Genomic DNA, 21547 nt, shown 5'->3' with positions numbered 1-21547 from the left:
GTCGTCAAGCTTTAAATTAAGAGAAACCCTGATAGCTTAGTTGCTATCAGGGTTTTTTCGTTTCAGTCATACCAAAAGTAGGTACCGCTTTAGCGGGACGCGGAAAACCTCTTGAGTGCTTTTTCTAGTGAGTTTTCGCTCTGAGCCATGGTACAACGCAGGTTGTGGCCTTCCATTTACTTGCGCCTGTCTCGTGCCTCGACGCGTCAGCGTAAATACAAATCCACAACCCTCCCTAATTCAAAGCAACACATCCCATTAATGCTGATAACAAACCGTAGGTCCGCATTTATGCGGAAATGGTTCCACAGGAGCCACGCTTACCGATGATGTTTTAGTTAATCTTTGAATTGCATGATTGCGCTTGATTGCCATCAACTCCGCCTTCGGCTAAAGCCGAACCTACAAGATTAGCTTCACATATACTGATGATCAACCGTAGATTAGCCTTCAGGCTGACGCGGAAATCATGTTGACGATAACGTAAGTTTTCATTAGCCACGCTTACGATGATGTTTGAGTTAATCTTTGGATTGCATGATTGCGCTTGATTGCCATCAATTCCGCCTTCGGCTAAAGCCGAACCTACAAGATAAGCTGCACATATACTGATGATCAACCGTGGGTCAGTCTTCAGGCTGACGCGGAAAACCTTTTGAAGATAACGTAAGTTTTTCATTAGCCACGGTGACTGAATATGTTTGGGTTAATCTTTGGATTATATTATTAGGTTTGATTGCCATGTTTTCATCTTCGGTTGAAGCTAAATTGATCAAGAGGTGCGTTTTTATATGTTTTTTTTTGTAGCAATGAATGCCCCATTTACTAAGCTTCAGATTTTAAAGTTAACAAATCGTTAAATGTTTTTCGTTTTATAGCTGAAACTTCATAGACATATGTTTAAGCCTATCGCTATACTTTACGTGTCTTAGTTCACTCATTAACTAAGTTATTTTAATTCTTATAAGGGATTTATATGAAAAAGTTAGCATTATCAATCGTTCTTGCAGGTATGTCTGCAGCTTCTTTCGCTGATGGCGGATATGGTCCAGCGGGTTGTGGTTTGGGTTCAGAAGTAATCTTTAAAGATGCTGATGCTTGGTATGAGCACGTTTTGGCGGCCACAACTAATGGTACGTCTGGTAACCAAACTTTCGGTATGACGTCTGGTACACTAGGCTGTGAGGGTGCGAATGGTCCTCTTGCAGGCAGTGTTGCTGTTTTCATTAATGAGAATCTAGAACCACTTGCTGTAGATGTTGCAAATGGCGAAGGCGAAACTCTAAATGCATTAGCTTCATTGATGGGTGTTTCTGCTGAAGATAAAGCTTTGTTCAACACTGAAATGAAGCAAAACTTTGATCAAATCTTCGCTTCAGCGGAAGCAACGCCAGCTACAGCTTACGAAGGCATTATTGGTGTAATGACTAATAATCAGGACCTTACGAAATACCTAGGCTAATGAATTAGTCTCTGATCGTATAAATGAGATATTGCCTTGTGCGATATCTCATTTTTTTTATCTGGTGATCGATACTTGAACCATCTGTTGTTAAGTATTTTTAAAGAAGTTTTTTATGGGTCGTTGTAACGTAGTTAAATGGATTTTTGGTTTCTTTGTTTTTTTCTCAACAGCACAAGCTGCTAGCTTACCCGAATCAAAACTTGCGGATTTGGCAAAAACTTCATCTTGGTTAGACCTTTTGCATTACCATCAAATCGGTATTGTTTCTCCCATTGAGAGCCAAGTTGATGATGATCTGTTCTTTTTATCCCCTGAGGGCAAAACTAGCCCTTTAGCAGAGTTGCAAGCAACACTGGAGGCTTTTCAAGAGCCGTTAAGTAGTGAAGATGCTAATTTAGCTCCTCAGTGTGTGTATCCTGCTCGATTCCACTGGCTTAAGAGGCAAAATTTAGGCTTAGACTTCGTCGAGTTGAACTGCCCAGAATTTGATAAGTGGAACCAACAGATCGATGGTGAAAGTGTTTATCTAATTTTTCCTGCAGCCTACCTTAATAGCCCTTCGTCAATGTACGGGCATACTTTATTGAGGATCAAGAAAAAGGGAAATGATGCTCCTCTGCTTGATTATGCTGTTAATTATGCTGCCAATGCCGACCCAGATGATAATCAGCTAGTATTTAGTTATAAGGGGCTTTCAGGTGGTTACCCTGGTGTGATCTCAGTTACGCCGTATTATGAGAAAGTGAAAGAATACAATTTTTTAGAAAGCCGTGACATTTGGGAATATAAGCTAAGTTTGTCCCAAAGTGAGGTCGATCAATTTGTGCGTCATGTTTGGGAGATGCGTAATGTCTACATGGAATATTATTTCTTTTCAGAGAATTGCTCATATCAGCTTCTCGCTATGCTGGATGCAAGCAGTGAACGGTTAAACACTACCAAGAATTTTAATTTTTGGGCGATTCCGGCAGACACTGTTAGAGAGTTAAAAGAAGTCGGAGCCATTGAAGAGGTTAGCTATAGGGCATCGGTTGTAAATCGCATGAATCACATGCTGGCTGAATTATCTGATGAACAGCTTAAAGCTGCTAAAAAGCTGGTAGAGAATGAAGTGCTTGACCTTGTTGTGCTGGAGCAATTTTCATCGCTCGAGCAAGCTCAGGTACTCGAAGTGGCTTACCAATATAGCCGCTATTTATCCGCTCGACAAAAGTCCACATTATCGTATTTAAATTCCCTGTCTATTAAGCTGCTATCCCTACGTAGTAAGTATAAATTGAAGAGTGTTTTTGAGCCTATAACGCCCCCGCTTGTTCGTGACGATGAAGGTCACAAAACCCAACGGGTTGCGCTTACTATTGGTAATAGAGAAAATTCTCTATTCACTCAGCTCGAATATCGTCCCTCATACCATGATTTATTGGATGCAAAAGGCGGTTATTTAGAAGGCGCTGAGCTGTCGATGTTCAGTGGCAGTATCGGCGTTTCTGAAGATGATAGTCTGAGGTTAGAGGAACTTTCTCTTATAAATATTCGATCCTTAGCACCAGCTAATGCTTTGGTTACACCAAAGTCTTGGCAAGTAAATGCGTCTTTGATTAGAGACTTTACGATAGAAGATAGAATGATATTTAGAATAAAGGGTGGAGCAGGGGTTACAGAGCAATCAGGTGATCATATGCTTTCTGCTTTATTTAATGGCCGAGTGTCGCTAAATAAAGCCTATCAAGACGATTATAGAGTGCAACTAGGTCCGCAACTGCAGTGGCTATATGCAGGAGAAACACATCGTCTGATGGCCTCTTATCAATATTTATTTGATGTAAATGAGCATCAAGCAGACCTGCAAATCGCCGAGCTAGAATGGGCCTACTTACTCAATAAGGATTGGCAGCTTAGAACTGATATTGCTCACCAAAAACAGGATGAGCTCAGCCAAGATGTTACCAAGCTGACACTCTTACATTATTTTTAAATTGGTTTGGCTCTCAGGGTAGCAAGAAGCTAAATATTTAAGCCTCGGGCTTCATCTATCAGCCATTTCTTTAAATGCTGGATAGCCGTTTCGTTGCGACGGCTTTCTTTGTAGGCAAGATAAAATAAGTCTCCGGTTTCATAACCTGGGCAAGGTAATCTAGCTAGGTTACCTTCGTCTAGGTTATCGTTCATCATATAGTCATTAACCAGAGCAATGCCTAAGGAGTGTTTGGCAGCGCCGTAGGCTAATGTTAAATGACTGAAACGATGGAATTGGGTCTGTTCTGGTAACGTGGCTTTACGGCTTTTAAACCAGTGATTCCAATCTTCAATATGTTTTTCATGAGTACTGGACGAAGTGATAAGAGGGAATTGTCCTAAGAGCCCCGGTTGAGCTGATAGCTTATCAGCCAATTCTTTTTGCGAAGAAACATTTAACTGACCTTTTAATGTGTCTAAAAAAGCGTGGCTGCATACTGGGAATAACACTTCTTCATAAAAAAGCTCATAAACGAAGCCTCTTTTTTGCTTTTCTACCGTAATAAAGAAATCCGCCGTACGGTCTGATAGCTCTGGCGAGCCATGACTCATTTCGATGCTGAGTTCTAGGCTTGGGTGCAATCGCTTTAAATTAGGCAGTTTAGGAATCAGCCAATGCACGGCGAAAGAGCTGTAAACCGCCAAGCGAATTTGAGTTTTTTGTCTGCCTTTTATTTGCTCCGTCGCTTGAGCGATTTGTTGTAAAGATTGGCTGATGACCTCTAAATAATGTCTGCCTTCTTTTGTTAGCTCTAAATGCCGTCCCTGTCGGTTAAAAAGCGTTTCGCCTAGGTGGTTTTCTAGTAATCGAATTTGATGAGAAATGGCACTTTGGCTCACGTTAAGTTCTTGAGCTGCAAGGGAGAAGCTGTTCAGTCTGGCAACGGTTTCAAAAACAGGGAGAGCTTTTAAAGGCGGCAGCATTTTATTATCCAAAAAACTAATAGTTGTTCAAAATATATCATTTTATTAGTTGTTTTAAACCCTTTATCCTTCACTCGTTTTCTGTCCACATGGTAAGGAGTTTGAGATGTCAGGACGTACAGTAGGTAACGCAATTTCCATTTTAGTATTAGGTAGCTTATTCGCCACCTTGTGCGATGTCGTCATAAAAATGGCTGGCGCTGAAGTGGCGATCTTTCAGTTCACTTTTTTTCGTGCATTGTTTATGTGTTTACTGCTACTACCTGTAGTCACTTATATATACATTAAAAACCCAAAAGTGCCATTGTTAACAGGTCTAAAGGTGCATGTGCTAAGAGGGCATTTGTGGGTGTTAGCGGCCATATTATTGGTAGTGTCCTTGGCTGAACTTCCTTTAGCCACGGCTAATGCTGTGTTTTATACTGCGCCGATCTTTATCGTGCTTTTTGCAGGGCTGTTTTACCGTGAGCGTTTAGGGCTTGAGGCAATAGGAGCTGCGATTCTTGGCTTTGCTGGTGTGTTGCTAATTTTACGTCCGACAGAAATCAGCTTAGGTATGGTGAGTGCCATCTTTTTTGCGATGGTTCTGGCCGCAAACAGTCTGCTAATTAAGAAAATTCCGAAGCAGCAAGGCATGTTTTATGGCTTGTTCATTACACAAATGTGCGCACTGCCGCTTGCGGCGGGGTTAGCCATTTGGGAAGCAGTAGAATTACAGGAAGAGGTGTTGCTGTATGCTGTATTGTCTTCAATCTGCTCAATTATCTACAGTGTTGCCTGCTTAATCGGTTATCGACATGTAGATTCCAGTAAGGTGGCCAGCGCTGAATATTCCGGGCTTATTTTTGCGGTATTGTTCGGTTGGTGGGTCTTTGGTGAAACACCAGATTTAGGCCTGTTCATTGGCTCCTTGCTGATTATCCTACCACTATTGTATATGAGTCGTCGTGAAGGCCGAAAACGCAGACAAGAGTCTGTCGTCAGCCCTTTAAATAATGTCTAAGTTTCTATTGGTGAGAGCAGAGATTACGGATCATCTGCTCTACCATTTCTGATTGACCAGTCTGGTCAGGGTATACGCCATCTATCATCAATCTCGCCAAGCCATGCAAACTCGCCCAAGTAGTTTGCCCAATTCGCAATGACGTATTGTTTTGTGTGAGAACACCAGATTCCTGCCATAGACCAATCCAGTAAACCCAGGTTTTAAAGGTACTCTTCGCTGAATTTTGTAGCTCGGCGGTAGGTTCACCAGCTTTCCAAATCGTTCTCCCAAACATCAAATCGTATATTTCACTGTGGTTTTGAGCATACGCCAAGTAGCGATAAACGTATTGGGTAAAGGCTTCTCGGGTGGCCCCCGAGTTATCTGCTAAAGCTTGCAGGTCAGCTTGTTGCTGTTTAAACCCTGCTTCGGCCAAGCTACAGAGCAGGGCATTTTTATCTTTAAAGTGATGATATGGGGCGGTGCGAGATACGCCAACTTGGTCGGCTAGCTTGCGCATGCTTAGACCTTCTACACCCTCGTTGCGTAGAATTAAGCTTGCCGCATTTAATAGGGACTGGTTCAAGTCGCCGTGATGATAGTGTTTCTTTGATGTCTTCATGAAGGAAGATTAAACACTCGAATCTTGACAGTGTCAAAATTAATGCTTATCTTGACGGTGTCAACATTGTTCGCGGGCAGCGTCAATGCTTATAAAAATAATAATCACAGAGAGTCAAACTCATGGCACATTCCAACTTTCCGCACTTATTTGAACCATTAGACTTAGGCTTCATTCAGCTTAAAAATCGTATTTTAATGGGCTCCATGCATCTTGGCCTAGAAGAAATGAAAGGCGGATTTGAGCGCATGGCGGCCTTTTATGCCGAGAGAGCTAAAGGCGGTGTGGCACTGATTGTAACCGGTGGTATTGCCCCCAACAGTGAAGGGGCGGTACATGCGGGCGCGGCCACCATGATGACTGAAAAAGATGCCAACAACCATCGACTCATTACTGACGCCGTTCACGCTGAAGGCGGTAGAATTTGTATGCAAATTCTGCACACGGGACGATACGCTTACAATCCTAAAGCCATTGCTCCTTCTGCTATACAAGCCCCGATAAATCCCATTAAGCCAAGAGCTCTAGAAGCGGCGGAGATCGAAGCTCAGATAGCTGATTTTGTAAATGCGGCAAAATTAGCGCAGTTGACTGGGTATGACGGGGTTGAGATTATGGCTTCTGAAGGCTATTTCCTAAACCAGTTTATTGTTACCCGCACCAACCAGAGAGAAGATGAATGGGGTGGTGAATACGCTAATAGAATCCGATTGCCCGTTGAGGTCGTTCGAAGAGTTCGTGAAGCCGTGGGAGATGAATTCATTATTATCTATCGCCTTTCCATGTTGGATCTTGTCGAAGGGGGCAGCGCTTTAGAGGAAGTTGTTGAGCTTGGTCAGGCGATTGAAAAAGCGGGAGCCAGTATTATTAACACCGGTATTGGTTGGCATGAAGCACGTATTCCGACCATCGCCACCAAGGTACCAAGAGCCGCTTTTACTTGGGTCACCGCTAAATTACGCAAATCTTTAAAGGTGCCGCTGATCACCTCAAATCGCATAAATATGCCAGAAACGGCCGAACAGGTATTAGCCAGAGGTGATGCGGATATGGTCTCCATGGCGCGCCCCTTCTTAGCTGACCCTGATTTTGTGCAAAAAGCCCTGCAAAACCGTAGTGATGAAATCAATACCTGTATTGCTTGTAATCAAGCCTGCTTGGATCATGTGTTTGCAGGCAAGCTGACGTCTTGTTTGGTAAACCCTAGAGCGTGTCACGAGACGGAATTGTTGATAACACCCGCGGAGCAGAAGAAGAAAATTGCTGTTATCGGCGCGGGACCAGCGGGCTTAGCGTTTGCCACGACAGCGGCAAAGCGAGGCCATGAAGTGACCTTATTTGATGGCGCGGCCGAAGTCGGTGGACAATTTAATATTGCCAAGCGTATTCCTGGAAAAGGTGAGTTCTATGAGACTCTGCGTTATTTCCAGCGCCAGATCGAATTAACCGGTGTGACGTTAACGTTAAATACCTTTGTTGATGCATCCATGATAGAGCAGGGTCAGTTTGATGAAGTGGTGCTAGCGACAGGCATTGCACCCCGTACCCCAGCGATTGACGGTATCGAACATAGCAAAGTTTTAAGTTATCTAGATGTCATGAATGGGGCTCCAGTCGGGCAAAGTGTCGCGGTGATTGGTGCCGGAGGCATAGGTTTTGATATAAGCGAATACTTAATTCATAACACTCACCAAGGCGAGCCAAGCATTGATAGTTTTATGTCTCAATGGGGGGTAGACATGAGCTTGGCAAGCCGTGGTGGGGTGGAAGGCATACAGGCGAACTTTGCCAAAGCGGAGCGTCAAATTTTCTTAATGCAGCGCAAGAAAAGTAAGGTAGGCGCTAAGCTTGGGAAAACCACGGGCTGGATTCATCGAACTGAACTGCAGAAAAAAGGGGTGACCTTTGTGGCGGACTGTGAATATGTGAGAATTGATGATGAAGGTTTGCATGCACTAGTAGCGGGTGTACCCCAGTGCTTTCCTGTTGATAACGTAGTCATCTGTGCGGGACAGGAGCCGAATCGCAGTCTAGCTGAGCAGCTTAAGCAAAGTGTTCATTTGATTGGTGGAGCTGATGTCGCCTCTGAATTGGATGCCAAGCGCGCGATCAAGCAGGGTACTGAGTTAGCCTGTCAGCTGTAAGTCAATCTTAAGGGGAGCTAGCTTTTGCTGGGTCCCCTGTTTTTAATAGCTTTAATAAATCTTCCCTTTCTAAGCTGCCTTTAAGAGCCAGGTCTAGTTGGATTTGATATTCCTCGTTCCACTTTCGTGTTCTTGGTGTAATTTTAGCCAAATCGTCAATAGCTGATTTCATTACCTTTAAGTAAGCCTGAATATTCACTTCTTGATCAATCATTATGTGTTTTAGTGAATTGGCACTGCTGTGCCTTAGGTACGTCGACAAAACCTCTCCTTGTTGCTCAAGGGTGTTTAATTGCTGTTGCATTTGGGCCAAGTTCTGTTCGAGTTGAGAGATCAGTACATCCTGCTGTTCATCGTTTTGATTGACCAGAGGTGCTTGAATTGGTTCAGGGAAAAGCACCAAATACGCAATACCAGAAGAAGCCGAGATACTTAGAAAAAGACAAAGGGTAAAAGCAACGGGTATCGCCCAGCTTCGTTTTTTGGGTGGTGCCTCTGTGGTATCGGGGGCGGCTTGAGGGTTCGCCATAGATTCTCTCCCTGTTCATCTTCTCGTTTAAATTTCCCTTATTTAACCGCAAAGGGCAAGGAATAATCTTCTTGTATGGTTTAGTTTTTGTGCGACACCACGTAAAATACGTGCACCAATTTCTGATAAGATAAATAACCTACTAAAATAGTCGGGTAAATACTTGATCAAAACACTAGGTTTTGTGTACTATTTGAGGTTAAAGAACCAGTCTTAATTGGATGGCTTATGCGTCTGACTACAAAAGGTCGATATGCTGTAACGGCAATGCTTGACCTGGCATTACATTCTGATCACGGCCCTGTGTCGTTGTCTGATATTTCTAATCGACAAGGAATCTCTTTATCGTATCTAGAACAATTGTTTTCTAAGTTGCGTAAGCAAGCTTTAGTTAGCAGTGTTCGAGGTCCTGGTGGTGGTTATCGTCTTAGCCGTGCTAACGACGAAATTTTTGTCGCCCAAATTGTTGATGCGGTAAATGAGTCGGTAGATGCGACCGGATGTAAAGGGCGGAGTGACTGTCAAAGTGGCACAACCTGCTTAACCCATCATTTGTGGTGTGATTTGAGTGATCAAATACACGATTTTTTGAGCCAAATTAGCTTGGAGCAATTGGTGCGTCGAGAAGATGTGCGTCAAGTTGCAATGCGACAAGACAGAGAGAGCCGTTCAGGGCATTTAGATTCTGACAAGATTACCGCCGCCATCGTAGGTTAGTTCCGGTTGGTTGAACCCTTGTTGGCTAAGTTAAAAGTAAATGAAAATGGTTGCATTGAATTAACAGTGCAGCGGTTTCGAAAATGAGTGAGTGTTATTATGACTGAGCAGATAGATAAGGCGCTGGCACGGGAATACGAAGCCGGTTTTGTTTCTGATGTGGAATCAGAAACATTTGAGCCTGGCTTAGATGAAAGTGTGATCCGACGTATTTCAGCAATGAAACACGAGCCAGAGTGGATGCTAGAATGGCGTTTAAATGCCTTTCGTGTCTGGTCTGAAATGGAAGAGCCTGATTGGGCCCACGTTCATTATCCGAAAATCGACTTCCAAGCGATCTCTTATTACTCAGCACCAAAGAGTATGAAAGATAAGCCAAAGTCTTTGGATGAAGTGGATCCAGAGTTACTTCGTACCTACGAAAAACTGGGTATTCCTCTTATCGAACAGCAGATGTTGGCGGGTATCGCCGTTGATGCTGTGTTTGACTCTGTCTCCGTTGTAACCACCTTCCGCGACAAGCTTGAAGAAGCTGGGGTTATTTTTTGCCCGATTTCAGAAGCTATTCAAAAATACCCAGATCTTGTTAAAAAATATCTTGGTAGCGTCGTACCGACAAAAGATAACTATTACTCCGCACTTAACTGCGCAGTGTTCACCGACGGTTCGTTTGTTTACATTCCAAAAGGCACTCGTTGCCCTATGGAGCTTTCAACCTATTTCCGTATTAACGAGCAGAATACAGGGCAGTTTGAACGGACGCTTATCATTGCCGATGAAGGCAGTCATGTAAGTTACCTTGAAGGTTGTACCGCACCGCAGCGTGATGAAAACCAATTGCATGCAGCGGTGGTTGAACTGGTTGCCTTGGATGAAGCAGAAATTAAATATTCTACAGTGCAAAACTGGTACCCAGGGGATGAAGAAGGTAAAGGCGGCATTTATAACTTCGTGACCAAACGCGGTATTTGCCATACCAGTGCCAAAATTTCTTGGACTCAAGTGGAAACAGGCTCATCGGTTACTTGGAAATACCCAAGCTGTATTTTGAAAGGCGATAACAGTATTGGCGAATTTTACTCCGTTGCCCTAACTCGTGGTCGTCAGCAGGCGGACACAGGTACCAAGATGATCCACCTTGGCAAAAATACCAAGTCCACCATCATCTCAAAAGGTATTTCAGCAGGTAAGAGTAACAACAGCTACCGTGGTCTCGTTCGTATGAATCCAGGCGCACAAGGTGCTCGTAACTTTACCCAGTGTGACTCTTTGTTGATTGGCGATCAATGTGGTGCCCATACTTTTCCTTATGTGGAAAGCCGTAACCCGTCCGCCATTGTCGAGCATGAAGCGACCACATCTAAAGTGAGCGATGAACAAATGTTTCTTTGCCAACAACGTGGTCTAGACCCTGAAAAAGCTGTTTCCATGATAGTGAATGGCTTCTGTAAGGAAGTGTTTAAAGAATTACCGATGGAATTTGCCGTAGAAGCGGGCAAGTTACTAGAAATTAGCCTTGAAGGCTCTGTAGGTTAAGGAATTAGAGAAAATGTCGAACACCAATAGTCTGTTGACGATAAAAGATTTGCACGCCAGCGTTGAAGAGAAAAACATTATTAAAGGCTTAAGCCTAGATATTAAGCCTGGCGAAGTACATGCCATTATGGGCCCTAACGGTGCGGGTAAAAGTACTATGGGTTATGTTTTGTCAGGTCGTGACGGCTACTCAGTAGAGAGTGGCAGCGTTACCTTGGCAGGCGAAGACCTATTAGAAATGGAAACGGAAGAACGTGCCCGTGCTGGCTTGTTTTTGGCTTTCCAATACCCTGTTGAAATTCCGGGTGTTAGTAACCTTGAGTTTTTGAAAGCGGCGGTAGACGCCCAGCGTGAAGCTCGTGGTGAAGAAGCTGTCACTTCAGCGGACTTTTTGAAAGAAGCGAAAGCGGCTTGTAAGCAAGTTAATCTGCCTATTTCTTTCCTAAAGCGTGGTGTGAACGAAGGCTTCTCTGGTGGCGAGAAAAAGCGTAACGAATTGATGCAAATGCTGCTGTTGAAACCCAAACTATGTATTTTGGATGAGACGGATTCAGGTCTAGATATCGACGCGATGCAAGTGGTTGCAGCGGGTGTAAATAGCCAGCGCACAGCGGATCGTAGCTTTATCGTAGTGACGCATTACCAGCGTTTGCTTGACTACATTAAACCTGATTTCGTTCACGTATTAGCAGATGGAAAAATTGTTAAGAGTGGCGATGCATCTCTAGCGAAAGAATTGGAAGCACAGGGTTATGCTTGGTTACAAAGCGAACCTGCTGAAGACGAGCTTGAGGGGTAAGGCATGAGCGAATGGTTATCGAATGCCATTGCTCGTGGGCAAGGGGGCAGCGATTGGCTGGCACCTAAACGAGCTGAAGCCGTCGCACAACTGACGCAAACTCCTTGGCCGACGCGCAAGACAGAAGCTTGGCGCTATACGCCGCTAAGAAGTGTCGAGCGTTCAGCCGCTAAAGTGATGGCGCCAGAGAACGGTCTAGCGCCTGTTAGTGTCAATAATTTAAATGCAATTGAGTTGGTGTTTGTTAACGGTCAGTTTGATCGTCAACAGTCGACGTCTCAGTTGCCGGCAGGTTTGTCCATTCATTTGGGGAGTGAACTTGCGGATGAGGCTCAAAGCCAAGCTCTAGAGCAAGTTTCGGCTATCAAGCCTGCTCGTCACCTGTTTGGTTTAGTGAACGACGCTCTAGTGGAAGACGTTATTCTTGTGCAAGTTGAAGCGGGTGCAAGTATCACTCAGCCAATCCGTATCAGCTCTTTGTTAAGTGCCGGGGCCGAGTCTCATACTCGTGTACTAGTACGACTAGGAAATGAAGCGCGTGCGACCATAATCGAAGATGTACAGGCCCAAGGTGAAAGCCTGAGCACCGCCTTTGTTGAATACGATATTGCCGATGAAGCTCACCTAGAGCATTACCGTTTTGCTTTGCAAACGGATAGTAATGTGAGCCTGGGTGGTAGTCACTTTAAGCTAAATAACAAGTCGACCATGCACAGCACTATTGTCGGCTTTGGTAGTGATCTATCTCGCTTGGATACAGATATCATTCATGCGGGTGAACACGCAGACGCTAAGCTAAATGCCATGTACCTATTGGATGGTAAAGAGCTGTTTGATTTGCACGCCACCGTTGAACATGCCATGCCTAACGGTACTACCGAAGAAAATGTACGCGGCATAGTAGCTGACCGTGCACGTGCGGTTTTCAATGGACGCATTCATATTCACCGAGATGCGCAAAAAACCTTGGCAGAGCTGAATAACCGCAATCTATTGATGTCCGACAAAGCCGAAATTAACACTAAGCCTGAATTGGAAATTTACGCCGATGATGTGCGTTGTGCCCATGGTGCAACTGTCGCTGAAATCGACAAACAGGCTTTGTATTACCTGCAAACTCGTGGCGTCAGTCGTTCAAGAGCTCAGGTGATGCTGAACTTTGGTTTTATCAATGAGTTAATCGACCTAATGCCGAATGAAGCATTAGCCGAGTGGATTCGTCCTATTATCCGTGAGCGCTTTGCGCAAATGGAAGTGAAATAAGCGAGTAATTGATGAGTTTTGATGTAGCGGCAATACGCAAAGAGTTTCCCATCCTACTGCGTGAAATTGATGGGCATCCGTTGGTATATCTAGATAATGCAGCCACCACGCAGAAACCTCAATGCGTGATCGATGCTTTGGTTGAGTATTACACCACCAACAACTCCAATGTTCACCGAGGGGCTCACCGTCTTGCGGATGAAGCCACTCGAAACTTTGAAGCAGCTCGCGATATTGTAAAAGACTTTATTAATGCCCCTGCCCGAGAAGAGGTGATCTGGACAACCGGTACTACTGAAGGTATTAACCTGATCGCCAATGGCTTGGGGCAACTGCTTTCAACAGGCGACGAAGTGATTGCGACCGGCATGGAGCACCATGCCAATATCGTGACTTGGCAACAGGCTTGTAAGCGTGCCGGTGCAACACTAAAAATCGTGCCTGTAACGGATCAAGGGGATTTGGACCTTGAAATATACGCTGAGCTATTAAACGAGCGTACGCGATTTGTCGCTTTTCCGCATGTGTCTAATGCTTTGGGTACGGTTAACCCTATTAAAGAAATGACGAAAATGGCTAAAGCTGTTGATGCTTGGGTGCTGGTGGATGGTGCACAAGGTGCCGCTCACGCCAAGGTCGATGTGCAAGATATCGGTTGTGATTTTTATGCCTTTTCGGGACATAAAATCTACGCGCCAATGGGTATAGGTGTTTTGTGGGGGCGCGCTGAGTTACTGGAAAATTGGCCTGTGTGGCGTACCGGTGGAGAGATGATCTCTACGGTCACCTTGCAAGATGCTACATGGAATGTGTTGCCCCATCGTTTTGAGGCAGGTACTCCAAATGTAGCCGATGCGATCGCCATGGGCGAGGCCATTCGTTGGTTACAAAGCCTTGATCATGAAGCGGTTGTGGCTCATGAAAAAGCCTTATTAGACCATGCGACTAATTTGGCAGAAGCTTTTGAAGGCTTAACTATTATCGGTCAAGCGAAACATAAAATTGGTGTGCTAAGTTTTGTGATGGACCAAGGGCACCCGGCAGATATCGGCTTTTTACTAGACCGACAAGGTATCGCTATTCGCACCGGTGATCACTGTGCCCAGCCATTAATGGCGCGCTTTGGTGTACCGGGAACTGCTCGAGCTTCTTTCTCGATTTATAATACGTTAGAAGAAGTAGACGCTTTATTTGCTGCACTAAAAAAAGTGCGCAGCATGTTGGCTTAGGAGGTCGTGATGACAGCAACAACTTTTGATCCTATCTCAAGCGTGTCTTTGACCGCGGCGGCGGAGAAATATTTTGCATCGAAGCTGGTGAAGCAACCAGGTAAGCTTATTCGCTTAAGCACCAAAGAGAGTGGTTGTACTGGGTTTGCTTATGTTTTGGATATTGTTGAGCAAGCCGAACCAGAAGATACAATATTAGCTTTTGGTGGTGTCACGCTAGCGGTTGCGAAAGATTCTGCAACCATGTTGAAGGGCACAGAAATTGATTTGGTTCGCGAAGGCGTGAATCAAGTCGTGAAATTTAATAATCCTAACGTTGTGGCTGAGTGTGGCTGTGGCGAAAGCTTTAGTGTGAGCCAATAGTCCATGCAAAAAATGGTTGTAACCCAGCAAGCTTGCCCGGCCCGAAGAGTGCCTAGTGGTGAGCCTGTGATGATTCCTGAAGGTCAATTTATTACCATTAATCAAAGTCTGGGCGGCAACTACACCGTTACTTGGCAAGGTAATATGTTGCGCATTGATGGTATGGACGCTCAAGCGATAGGTCAGCAAGCAGATGTGTTGAGTTTTGAGGATCTAGGTGGAGATAAAATTCACGAAGAGCAAGTCTGGCAGGCGTTAGACAGTGTGTTTGACCCTGAAATTCCGATTAGCTTGGTATCGCTAGGCTTGATTTATAGTGTGCAATTGGACCAAGCTAAAAAAGCTGTTGCCATCCAGATGACACTCACTGCACCGGGTTGTGGTATGGGGCCTGTACTGGTTGGAGATGTGGAATACCGAGTGGCGAAAGTGCCAAATGTTCATTCAGTAAAGGTTGAGTTGGTATTTGATCCACCATGGTCACGTGAAATGATGAGTGAAGAAGCGCAGCTAGAAGCTGGATTGTTTTTCTAAGCTCCGTAGACGTTTATAATAATGTCCCGTGACGACCTTAATGACGACTCTTAAGGTCGTTTTTGTTTATAACTGCTCAGCACTTGTTGGGCTGAAGAATTGATTGAAGAGGGCTTATGTCTCTACCAAGTACCGAAGATATTGTTGAAGACATGGAGTTTTTTGATGACTGGGAAGACAAGTACAAGTACATCATAGACTTAGGTAAATCTTTGCCCGCATTTGATGATGAGTGGCGCACTGCTGAGCGTTTAGTGAAAGGTTGTCAAAGTAATGTCTGGATTCAACCAGACAGCTATCAAGATAATGTGGCCGGAGAAGTACTCAGCTTTGCTGTAGACAGCGATGCCATCATAGTGCGTGGTTTATTGGGTTTGGTAATGGCCGCGTATGATAAGAAAACCCCAGAGCAGGTCTTGGCTTTTGACATCAACCAATACTTCTCCGATTTAGATTTAGAACGCCACCTTAGCCCGACCCGTGGTAATGGTCTACGTTCAATTGTTGCACGCATCCAATCTATCGCCCAAGCTGCCGCTTAAAACTATATAACCCGCTTTCGGAGTGAGAATGAACAACCCAGTATATCTTGATAACTCTGCCACCACGCCTGTTGACCCAAGAGTTGCTGAACAAATGATGGCTTGCCTTACTCAAGACGGCAACTTCGGTAACCCTGCCTCACGCTCGCACCTTTTTGGTTGGCAAGCGGAAGAAGCGGTGGAAGAAGCTCGTATGCAGGTGGCGCAGCTGATCGGTGCTGATACAAGAGAGATTGTTTGGACATCGGGGGCGACGGAAGCAAATAACCTCGCTTTGAAAGGGGTTGCACAAGCCTATCGCCAGAAAGGCCGTCATATCATCACTTCTATGATTGAGCACAAAGCCGTGCTTGATCCTTGTAAACAGTTGGAACTAGAAGGCTTTGAAGTCACCTATCTACAGCCTGATGAGCATGGCATGATATCGCCAGCTCAAGTGTCTGCGGCGTTAAGAGAAGACACAATTCTTGTATCGTTAATGCATGGTAATAATGAACTGGGCACATTGACGGATATTAGTGCTGTGGGAGATATAACACGCAAAAATAACGTTTTCCTTCATGTGGATGCTGCACAAACGACGGGCAAGGTTGCGATTGATGTTAAAGCGATGAAGGTGGACTTAATGTCACTTACTGCCCACAAGACTTATGGGCCGAAAGGGATTGGTGCCTTGTATGTCAGTCGTTCTCCCAAAGTGAAGCTGCTAGCGCAAATGCACGGTGGTGGTCATGAGCGAGGTATGCGTTCTGGTACCTTGCCAACTCACCAAATTGTTGGCATGGGTGCAGCCTTCAAGTTGGCTGGTGAAGAGATGCAGGATGATTGCAGTAGAATTCAAGCTCTGCGTGAGCGCTTGTGGTTGTCATTGAATGAAATTCCTGGCGTGCACTTAAACGGTGATTCTGTTTCTCGCGTGGCGGGCGTTATCAATGTTGGTTTTGATGATGTAGATGGTGAAGTCTTACTGATGTCCTTAGCGGATGTGGCTGTTTCATCTGGCTCCGCGTGTACTTCCGCAAGTTTAGAGCCTTCTTATGTGTTACGTGCCATTGGTTTATCTGAACAGTTAGCACACAGTTCGTTGCGTTTATCTGTTGGGCGCTTTACCCGTGCTGAAGACATAGATTTTGCTGCTCAGACCATTAAACACGCTGTGACTAGCCTAAGAGGCCAAGGTTAATTTTATAAAAAGCCATTTTAATTTAAAATTGCTTAATTTATGTTCATTTGAGCATACAATTTTAACCAATTGATGCGTATAATCCACGCGCTAATCTTTTATGTCCTGGGTGTTGATAATCAGCATCCATCAATTGTTAATTTGGAGTTATATCATGGCGTTAGAACGCACTCTATCTATCATCAAGCCTGATGCTGTTGCGAAAAACGTAATTGGCGAAATCTACACTCGTTTCGAGCGTGCTGGTTTTAAAATTGTTGAAGCAAAAATGATTCAACTAGACGACGAGTTGGCGGGTGGTTTCTACGCTGAGCATAAAGAGCGTCCTTTCTACAAAGACTTGGTTGCTTTCATGACTTCTGGTCCTGTTGTTGTTTCTGTTCTTGAAGGTGAAGGTGCTGTTCTACGCCACCGTGAGCTTATGGGCGCAACGAATCCTAAAGAAGCGGCAGCCGGCACTTTACGTGCAGACTACGCAGCATCTATCGATGCCAATGCAGTACACGGTTCTGACTCTGCAGAATCTGCTGCTCGCGAAATCGCTTACTTCTTCGGTAAGTAATCATATTAAGAGCCAAGTTGCTCTTAATATTGTGAGAAACGGGCCTAGGCCCGTTTTTTTACAGAGGCTTCTGAAAAGACAAATCTTTTCAGAAGCTTTTTTCGTTTATAATTTATGCTACTTACAGCAAGTGATACAAGACTATGACTGACATCAAAAAAGTAAACCTGTTGGGTTTATCCCCTGAGAAACTGATTGAGTTTTTCGAATCAATCGGTGAGAAAAAATTCCGTGCTACCCAGGTGTTGAAATGGATACATCAAAAAGGCGCGGAAAGTTTCGATGAAATGACCGATGTTAGTAAAGCCTTGCGCGCTAAGCTGGAAACAATTTGTGAGATTCGTGCGCCCGAAGTTGTGTCGCAAAACATATCTCAAGATGGTACTCGAAAGTGGATCATACGCACGGAAGGTGGCAAAAACGACTGTGTAGAAACCGTACTTATTCCTGATGGTGATCGAGCAACCTTGTGTGTTTCGTCACAAGTAGGTTGTTCTCTTGATTGCAGTTTTTGTTCGACCGGTAAGCAGGGCTTTAATCGTAACTTAACACCGGCAGAAATCATCGGTCAGGTTTGGATTGCGATTAAATCCTTTGGCCCCATGGACCCAAATGGCCCACGCCGAGTGACCAACGTGGTAATGATGGGTATGGGTGAGCCCTTGATGAACTTTGAGCCTGTGGTGGATGCCATGATTCTCATGATGCATGACCATGCATACGGTCTATCAAAGCGCCGTGTGACTTTGAGTACGTCTGGCGTCGTGCCAAAGATCTATGAATTGGTAAAACGCACGGATGTGTCGTTAGCCATTTCTTTGCATGCGCCTAATGATCCGCTACGTAATGAATTGGTGCCGATTAACAAAAAGTACCCAATTGCTGAATTACTCGAAGCTTGTCAGCATTATCTAGAGAACTTGCCTGATAAACGCCATATCACCATCGAGTACACCTTGATGTCTGGGGTCAATGATAATGAAGAGCAAGCAGTTGAGCTGGCAGACTTGTTGAAGGATTTAGAGTGTAAGATTAACTTGATTCCTTTTAACCCTTTCCCGCATTCTGGTTATGAGAAGCCTTCTAATAACCGCACACGTCGTTTCCAGAAAATTCTGGCAGATGCGGGCTATACTGTCACAGTGCGAACCACCCGAGGGGATGACATCGATGCCGCTTGTGGTCAGCTAGTTGGAGACTTCCACGATAAAACTCGACGTAGCCAAAAGTATATCGAGTTACGAGAAGTAAAAAGCTAATATAATGAAAAGCTAAACGTAAACAACGCTTTAGAGACAAGGATGTCATAATGCGCCACTTACCTTTACTGCTAAGCTGCAGTGTATTAATTTGTTCTGCTTGTAGCTATCAACCCGTACCTCCAGCTCGTCAGGCACTTAGTCATGTGGAGCGCCTAGCCTTAATACAAACCCATCTCTTACTTGGCCAGTGGTCACAAGCAAAGACGCAATTGGAACTAACCCCAGAATCTGGACGTCAACTAGAGTATTGGCGGCTAAAAAGTCTGTATGCTTTGAGTGTAGAGAATTCAATCAGTGCTATGGTGGTACACAAAGAGGGATTGTTGCACTTTTCTGAAGACGACTTTCTTCTTAATAATTATGGGGTCCTGCTCGGACAAGTAGGGGCGTGGCAAGACGCTTGCGAGGCGTTTAGAAAAGCCAGTAACAAGGGGCTTTCAATACGCCAGTCTGTGTGGATTAACCTCGCTCGATGTGCAATACGTCAATATGATGTAAACTTAGCGACTGTAGCTATAAAAGAAGCAAAAGAAATTGCGGATTTACCCCTGTTAGGTTTGATGACAGAGCTCAATCTTGTTTTAATACAAGACAACTTAACAACTGCTCGCCTTATTTTAAAAAACATTCAGGCGGATAAAAAAATTGCCCGACACTCGGTGCATTTTGAAGAATACAATTGTCTGTCGCGGCAAGTAAACGCACGCGAGACTGACCTTACACTGTATTCATCTGCGAGCGCTTTTTCGTGCCTGAATAGCTCAAGGTATTAACATGACAACTGAACCACAAATGGATGCCGCTACCGATACAGCGGGGTCAACTAACATTAATATTGGCGCAACATTAACATCACAACGTATTGCTTTAGAATTAGACGAGCGTCAAGTTGCAACCGCCCTTAAAATATCTATTGAGCAGGTTCGCGCCCTAGAGGCGAATCAGTTTGAAAAATTCCGTTCCATCACGTTTGCTCGCGGTTTTCTAAAAAGTTACTGTCGTTTGGTTAAGCTAAACGAAGTGGCTATGATTGCCGCATTTGATAGCCTAAAAGCCTCACCTGAACCAAACATAAAACCTGTCGATAAAGTTAATAAACAGACTCATTTGGGTGATCCCATTATTGTGCTGATATCTGTCTTGATTGCGGCTGTCATTATCTTTCTGGCTTTCTGGTGGCCGACCTTATCTCAAGATGATGAGGGGATTCCCGCTACTCTGCCCGATACACAGCAAGAGTCTTCCAGTGAACAACAAAGTGTCCAGCCTAATTTATCAGACGATGTGGTGACTCAAGATTTAGCGACTCTTCCAGAACAAACTAGCGTAATTGATCCTATTGTCGATTTATCTAGTGATGAAGACGTTGTGACAGGTCTTTCCGCAGAAAAACTTGCCTTACTCGAAGAGGCTGGAGTGAGTGAGGAGGTGGTTGTTCAAGCGACCAAGCAAGCGACGGTTAAAGCGCCTTTAACGACCACTCCGGAATCAGCGCCAGTATCCAGTTACAAAGATGAGATAGTGATGGATTTTTCAGCTGATTGTTGGACCGAAGTACGCGATAATAGCGGCAGAATTTTGTATTCCGGTGTGAAATCTGCTGGTAGTCAACTGACTTTGAACGGCCAAGCCCCGTACCGTGTGGTATTAGGTTATGCACCGGGCGTTTCGTCTTTGGTATACAAAGGTGAACAATTCGACTTTTCATCATTTGTAGGGAAAGATTTGGCTCGCTTTGAGCTCAAGTAGAGAAATTTATGCATTTTGAATCTCCGATAAAACGTCGCCACTCTCGCCAAATTATGGTAGGAAATGTTCCTGTGGGCGGTGGTGCGCCTATCAGCGTGCAAAGTATGACGAACACCGAAACTTGTGATGTGGAGGCAACGGTCGCACAGATTCGTGCTATTGCCGAAGCAGGAGCAGATATTGTTCGTGTCTCTGTGCCTTCTATGGATGCCGCAGAAGCTTTTAAGCTCATTCGCCAGCAAGTTGATGTTCCGTTGGTTGCTGATATCCATTTCGATTATAAAATCGCGCTAAAAGTTGCCGAATACGGTGTAGATTGCCTGCGTATCAACCCTGGGAATATTGGTAACAAAGATCGTGTTCGTGCCGTTGTTGATTGTGCTAGAGATAAAAATATACCAATTCGAATTGGTGTTAATGCAGGCTCTCTCGAAAAAGACTTACAGAAAAAATACGGTGAACCAACACCTGACGCATTAGTTGAATCCGCATTCCGACAAATCCAATATTTTGATGAGCTTGATTTTCATGAATACAAATTAAGCTTGAAAGCCTCCGATGTCTTTATGACAGTCGAAGCGTATCGAAAAATAGCCAACCAGATTGATAATCCTTTACACCTTGGTATTACTGAAGCTGGTGGCTTACGCTCAGGTACAGTGAAGTCTTCTATCGGTTTAGGCTTGTTACTAATGGATGGTATAGGTGACACGTTGCGTGTGTCACTAGCCGCTGACCCGGTGCAAGAAATCAAAGTGGGTTGGGATATGCTACGTAGTTTGAAACTGCGTAATCGTGGTATTAACTTTATTGCTTGCCCGAGCTGCTCTCGTCAAAATTTTGATGTCATCAAAACCATGAACCAACTAGAGGAGCGTCTAGAAGATATAGTAGTGCCAATGGATGTGGCGGTGATTGGGTGTGTTGTGAATGGACCGGGTGAAGCGAAAGAGGCGGATATCGGTCTTGCTGGTGGCTCTCCAAATAATTTGGTGTATCAAGACGGTAAGCCTAGCAGCAAAACCAAGAATGAAACGCTAGTAGACGATTTAGAAAAAATGATACGTGAAAAAGCCGCTGTAAAAGAGCGCGAAAACGCGAATATTATCGCAAAAGATTAAGG

The 21547-nt window shown here is 44.5% G+C and carries 22 protein-coding genes; 18 read left to right on the top strand and 4 right to left on the bottom strand.

All coding sequences use genetic code 11. The features are described from left to right. Positions 1-334: 334 nt before the first annotated feature. On the bottom strand, positions 335-679 hold the full coding sequence (locus tag ABJF92_RS09675; protein WP_446815584.1) for a hypothetical protein: 345 nt from the start codon (positions 677-679) through the stop codon (positions 335-337). Between the two features lie 297 nt (positions 680-976). On the opposite strand from ABJF92_RS09675, the gene ABJF92_RS09670 reads away from it, so the two are divergent. Both ABJF92_RS09670 and ABJF92_RS09665 read left to right on the top strand, forming a co-directional pair. Further along, positions 977-1462 carry a DUF3015 domain-containing protein gene (locus ABJF92_RS09670; protein ID WP_446815583.1) on the top strand — a complete coding sequence of 162 codons (486 nt, stop codon included), beginning with the start codon at positions 977-979 and terminating at the stop codon, positions 1460-1462. A 115-nt stretch (positions 1463-1577) separates the two neighbouring features. Continuing rightward, a complete protein-coding gene (locus tag ABJF92_RS09665) occupies positions 1578-3440 on the top strand; it encodes an Lnb N-terminal periplasmic domain-containing protein (protein ID WP_446815582.1) in 1863 nt (620 codons plus the stop codon). A 29-nt stretch (positions 3441-3469) separates the two neighbouring features. On the opposite strand, the gene ABJF92_RS09660 is transcribed toward ABJF92_RS09665, so the two are convergent. Then, positions 3470-4405: a LysR substrate-binding domain-containing protein gene (locus ABJF92_RS09660; protein ID WP_446815581.1), complete on the bottom strand. Its 936-nt coding sequence runs from the start codon at positions 4403-4405 to the stop codon at positions 3470-3472. A 106-nt stretch (positions 4406-4511) separates the two neighbouring features. Between ABJF92_RS09660 and ABJF92_RS09655 the strand changes: the two genes are divergently transcribed. Next, complete coding sequence (locus ABJF92_RS09655; RefSeq protein WP_446815580.1) at positions 4512-5408, top strand: DMT family transporter; 897 nt, start codon at positions 4512-4514, stop codon at positions 5406-5408. A 4-nt stretch (positions 5409-5412) separates the two neighbouring features. Here ABJF92_RS09655 and ABJF92_RS09650 read toward each other — a convergent pair whose 3' ends face one another. Continuing rightward, the gene (locus tag ABJF92_RS09650) at positions 5413-6012 is read right to left on the bottom strand and encodes a TetR/AcrR family transcriptional regulator (RefSeq protein ID WP_446815579.1); all 600 of its coding nucleotides are present in this window, start codon (positions 6010-6012) and stop codon (positions 5413-5415) included. 122 nt (positions 6013-6134) lie between these two features. On the opposite strand from ABJF92_RS09650, the gene ABJF92_RS09645 reads away from it, so the two are divergent. After that, positions 6135-8156: an oxidoreductase gene (locus ABJF92_RS09645; protein ID WP_446815578.1), complete on the top strand. Its 2022-nt coding sequence runs from the start codon at positions 6135-6137 to the stop codon at positions 8154-8156. A gap of 7 nt (positions 8157-8163) precedes the next feature. Here the strand turns inward: ABJF92_RS09645 and ABJF92_RS09640 are convergent, their stop codons facing one another. Next, the gene (locus tag ABJF92_RS09640; RefSeq protein WP_446815577.1) at positions 8164-8685 is read right to left on the bottom strand and encodes a hypothetical protein; all 522 of its coding nucleotides are present in this window, start codon (positions 8683-8685) and stop codon (positions 8164-8166) included. A 228-nt stretch (positions 8686-8913) separates the two neighbouring features. Between ABJF92_RS09640 and iscR the strand changes: the two genes are divergently transcribed. From iscR to ispG, 14 genes are all read left to right on the top strand, one after another. After that, positions 8914-9402 (top strand): Fe-S cluster assembly transcriptional regulator IscR, encoded by a 489-nt coding sequence (iscR, locus tag ABJF92_RS09635; protein ID WP_446815576.1) that lies wholly within the window; start codon positions 8914-8916, stop codon positions 9400-9402. Between the two features lie 99 nt (positions 9403-9501). Then, the gene (gene sufB / locus ABJF92_RS09630) at positions 9502-10938 is read left to right on the top strand and encodes a Fe-S cluster assembly protein SufB (protein ID WP_446815575.1); all 1437 of its coding nucleotides are present in this window, start codon (positions 9502-9504) and stop codon (positions 10936-10938) included. A gap of 13 nt (positions 10939-10951) precedes the next feature. Beyond that, a complete protein-coding gene (gene sufC / locus ABJF92_RS09625; protein WP_446815574.1) occupies positions 10952-11737 on the top strand; it encodes a Fe-S cluster assembly ATPase SufC in 786 nt (261 codons plus the stop codon). A 3-nt stretch (positions 11738-11740) separates the two neighbouring features. Continuing rightward, positions 11741-13000, top strand: coding sequence for a Fe-S cluster assembly protein SufD (sufD, locus tag ABJF92_RS09620; RefSeq protein WP_446815573.1), 1260 nt, complete (start codon positions 11741-11743; stop codon positions 12998-13000). An 11-nt stretch (positions 13001-13011) separates the two neighbouring features. Beyond that, positions 13012-14229, top strand: a complete 1218-nt coding sequence (locus tag ABJF92_RS09615) for an aminotransferase class V-fold PLP-dependent enzyme (protein WP_446815572.1) — start codon at positions 13012-13014, stop codon at positions 14227-14229. A gap of 9 nt (positions 14230-14238) precedes the next feature. Then, a complete protein-coding gene (locus ABJF92_RS09610; RefSeq protein ID WP_446815571.1) occupies positions 14239-14592 on the top strand; it encodes a HesB/IscA family protein in 354 nt (117 codons plus the stop codon). Between the two features lie 3 nt (positions 14593-14595). Further along, positions 14596-15126, top strand: coding sequence for a putative Fe-S cluster assembly protein SufT (gene sufT / locus ABJF92_RS09605; RefSeq protein ID WP_446815570.1), 531 nt, complete (start codon positions 14596-14598; stop codon positions 15124-15126). A 116-nt stretch (positions 15127-15242) separates the two neighbouring features. Next, complete coding sequence (locus ABJF92_RS09600) at positions 15243-15668, top strand: SufE family protein (protein WP_446815569.1); 426 nt, start codon at positions 15243-15245, stop codon at positions 15666-15668. Positions 15669-15696: 28 nt separating this feature from the next. After that, positions 15697-16851 (top strand): IscS subfamily cysteine desulfurase, encoded by a 1155-nt coding sequence (locus ABJF92_RS09595; RefSeq protein ID WP_446815568.1) that lies wholly within the window; start codon positions 15697-15699, stop codon positions 16849-16851. A gap of 154 nt (positions 16852-17005) precedes the next feature. Beyond that, positions 17006-17413, top strand: coding sequence for a nucleoside-diphosphate kinase (gene ndk, locus ABJF92_RS09590; RefSeq protein ID WP_445975691.1), 408 nt, complete (start codon positions 17006-17008; stop codon positions 17411-17413). Positions 17414-17556: 143 nt separating this feature from the next. After that, complete coding sequence (gene rlmN, locus ABJF92_RS09585; RefSeq protein ID WP_445975692.1) at positions 17557-18672, top strand: 23S rRNA (adenine(2503)-C(2))-methyltransferase RlmN; 1116 nt, start codon at positions 17557-17559, stop codon at positions 18670-18672. Between the two features lie 50 nt (positions 18673-18722). After that, positions 18723-19448 carry a hypothetical protein gene (locus ABJF92_RS09580; protein WP_446815567.1) on the top strand — a complete coding sequence of 242 codons (726 nt, stop codon included), beginning with the start codon at positions 18723-18725 and terminating at the stop codon, positions 19446-19448. 1 nt (position 19449) lies between these two features. Next, positions 19450-20424 (top strand): RodZ domain-containing protein, encoded by a 975-nt coding sequence (locus ABJF92_RS09575; protein WP_446815566.1) that lies wholly within the window; start codon positions 19450-19452, stop codon positions 20422-20424. Between the two features lie 8 nt (positions 20425-20432). Beyond that, the gene (gene ispG / locus ABJF92_RS09570; RefSeq protein WP_446815565.1) at positions 20433-21545 is read left to right on the top strand and encodes a flavodoxin-dependent (E)-4-hydroxy-3-methylbut-2-enyl-diphosphate synthase; all 1113 of its coding nucleotides are present in this window, start codon (positions 20433-20435) and stop codon (positions 21543-21545) included. Positions 21546-21547 lie beyond the last annotated feature (2 nt).

The sequence above is a fragment of the Marinomonas sp. genome, assembly GCF_039940335.1.
In the GTDB taxonomy this organism is placed as follows: domain Bacteria; phylum Pseudomonadota; class Gammaproteobacteria; order Pseudomonadales; family Marinomonadaceae; genus Marinomonas.
Note: the sequence above shows the minus strand (reverse complement) of the source record. Positions and strands in the feature narration are given on the sequence as shown.

What these genes read in the sequence shown, in the direction of transcription:
- sufB (WP_446815575.1), top strand. Translation starts at nt 9,502, where the DNA reads ATGACTGAGCAGATAGATAAGGCGCTGGCACGGGAATACGAAGCCGGT.
- ABJF92_RS09675 (WP_446815584.1), bottom strand. Translation starts at nt 679, where the DNA reads ATGAAAAACTTACGTTATCTTCAAAAGGTTTTCCGCGTCAGCCTGAAG.
- sufT (WP_446815570.1), top strand. Translation starts at nt 14,596, where the DNA reads ATGCAAAAAATGGTTGTAACCCAGCAAGCTTGCCCGGCCCGAAGAGTG.
- ABJF92_RS09645 (WP_446815578.1), top strand. Translation starts at nt 6,135, where the DNA reads ATGGCACATTCCAACTTTCCGCACTTATTTGAACCATTAGACTTAGGC.
- ndk (WP_445975691.1), top strand. Translation starts at nt 17,006, where the DNA reads ATGGCGTTAGAACGCACTCTATCTATCATCAAGCCTGATGCTGTTGCG.
- sufD (WP_446815573.1), top strand. Translation starts at nt 11,741, where the DNA reads ATGAGCGAATGGTTATCGAATGCCATTGCTCGTGGGCAAGGGGGCAGC.
- ABJF92_RS09600 (WP_446815569.1), top strand. Translation starts at nt 15,243, where the DNA reads ATGTCTCTACCAAGTACCGAAGATATTGTTGAAGACATGGAGTTTTTT.
- ispG (WP_446815565.1), top strand. Translation starts at nt 20,433, where the DNA reads ATGCATTTTGAATCTCCGATAAAACGTCGCCACTCTCGCCAAATTATG.
- ABJF92_RS09670 (WP_446815583.1), top strand. Translation starts at nt 977, where the DNA reads ATGAAAAAGTTAGCATTATCAATCGTTCTTGCAGGTATGTCTGCAGCT.
- ABJF92_RS09660 (WP_446815581.1), bottom strand. Translation starts at nt 4,405, where the DNA reads ATGCTGCCGCCTTTAAAAGCTCTCCCTGTTTTTGAAACCGTTGCCAGA.
- ABJF92_RS09615 (WP_446815572.1), top strand. Translation starts at nt 13,012, where the DNA reads ATGAGTTTTGATGTAGCGGCAATACGCAAAGAGTTTCCCATCCTACTG.
- sufC (WP_446815574.1), top strand. Translation starts at nt 10,952, where the DNA reads ATGTCGAACACCAATAGTCTGTTGACGATAAAAGATTTGCACGCCAGC.
- ABJF92_RS09580 (WP_446815567.1), top strand. Translation starts at nt 18,723, where the DNA reads ATGCGCCACTTACCTTTACTGCTAAGCTGCAGTGTATTAATTTGTTCT.
- ABJF92_RS09650 (WP_446815579.1), bottom strand. Translation starts at nt 6,012, where the DNA reads ATGAAGACATCAAAGAAACACTATCATCACGGCGACTTGAACCAGTCC.
- ABJF92_RS09655 (WP_446815580.1), top strand. Translation starts at nt 4,512, where the DNA reads ATGTCAGGACGTACAGTAGGTAACGCAATTTCCATTTTAGTATTAGGT.
- ABJF92_RS09640 (WP_446815577.1), bottom strand. Translation starts at nt 8,685, where the DNA reads ATGGCGAACCCTCAAGCCGCCCCCGATACCACAGAGGCACCACCCAAA.
- ABJF92_RS09595 (WP_446815568.1), top strand. Translation starts at nt 15,697, where the DNA reads ATGAACAACCCAGTATATCTTGATAACTCTGCCACCACGCCTGTTGAC.
- rlmN (WP_445975692.1), top strand. Translation starts at nt 17,557, where the DNA reads ATGACTGACATCAAAAAAGTAAACCTGTTGGGTTTATCCCCTGAGAAA.
- ABJF92_RS09575 (WP_446815566.1), top strand. Translation starts at nt 19,450, where the DNA reads ATGACAACTGAACCACAAATGGATGCCGCTACCGATACAGCGGGGTCA.
- iscR (WP_446815576.1), top strand. Translation starts at nt 8,914, where the DNA reads ATGCGTCTGACTACAAAAGGTCGATATGCTGTAACGGCAATGCTTGAC.
- ABJF92_RS09665 (WP_446815582.1), top strand. Translation starts at nt 1,578, where the DNA reads ATGGGTCGTTGTAACGTAGTTAAATGGATTTTTGGTTTCTTTGTTTTT.
- ABJF92_RS09610 (WP_446815571.1), top strand. Translation starts at nt 14,239, where the DNA reads ATGACAGCAACAACTTTTGATCCTATCTCAAGCGTGTCTTTGACCGCG.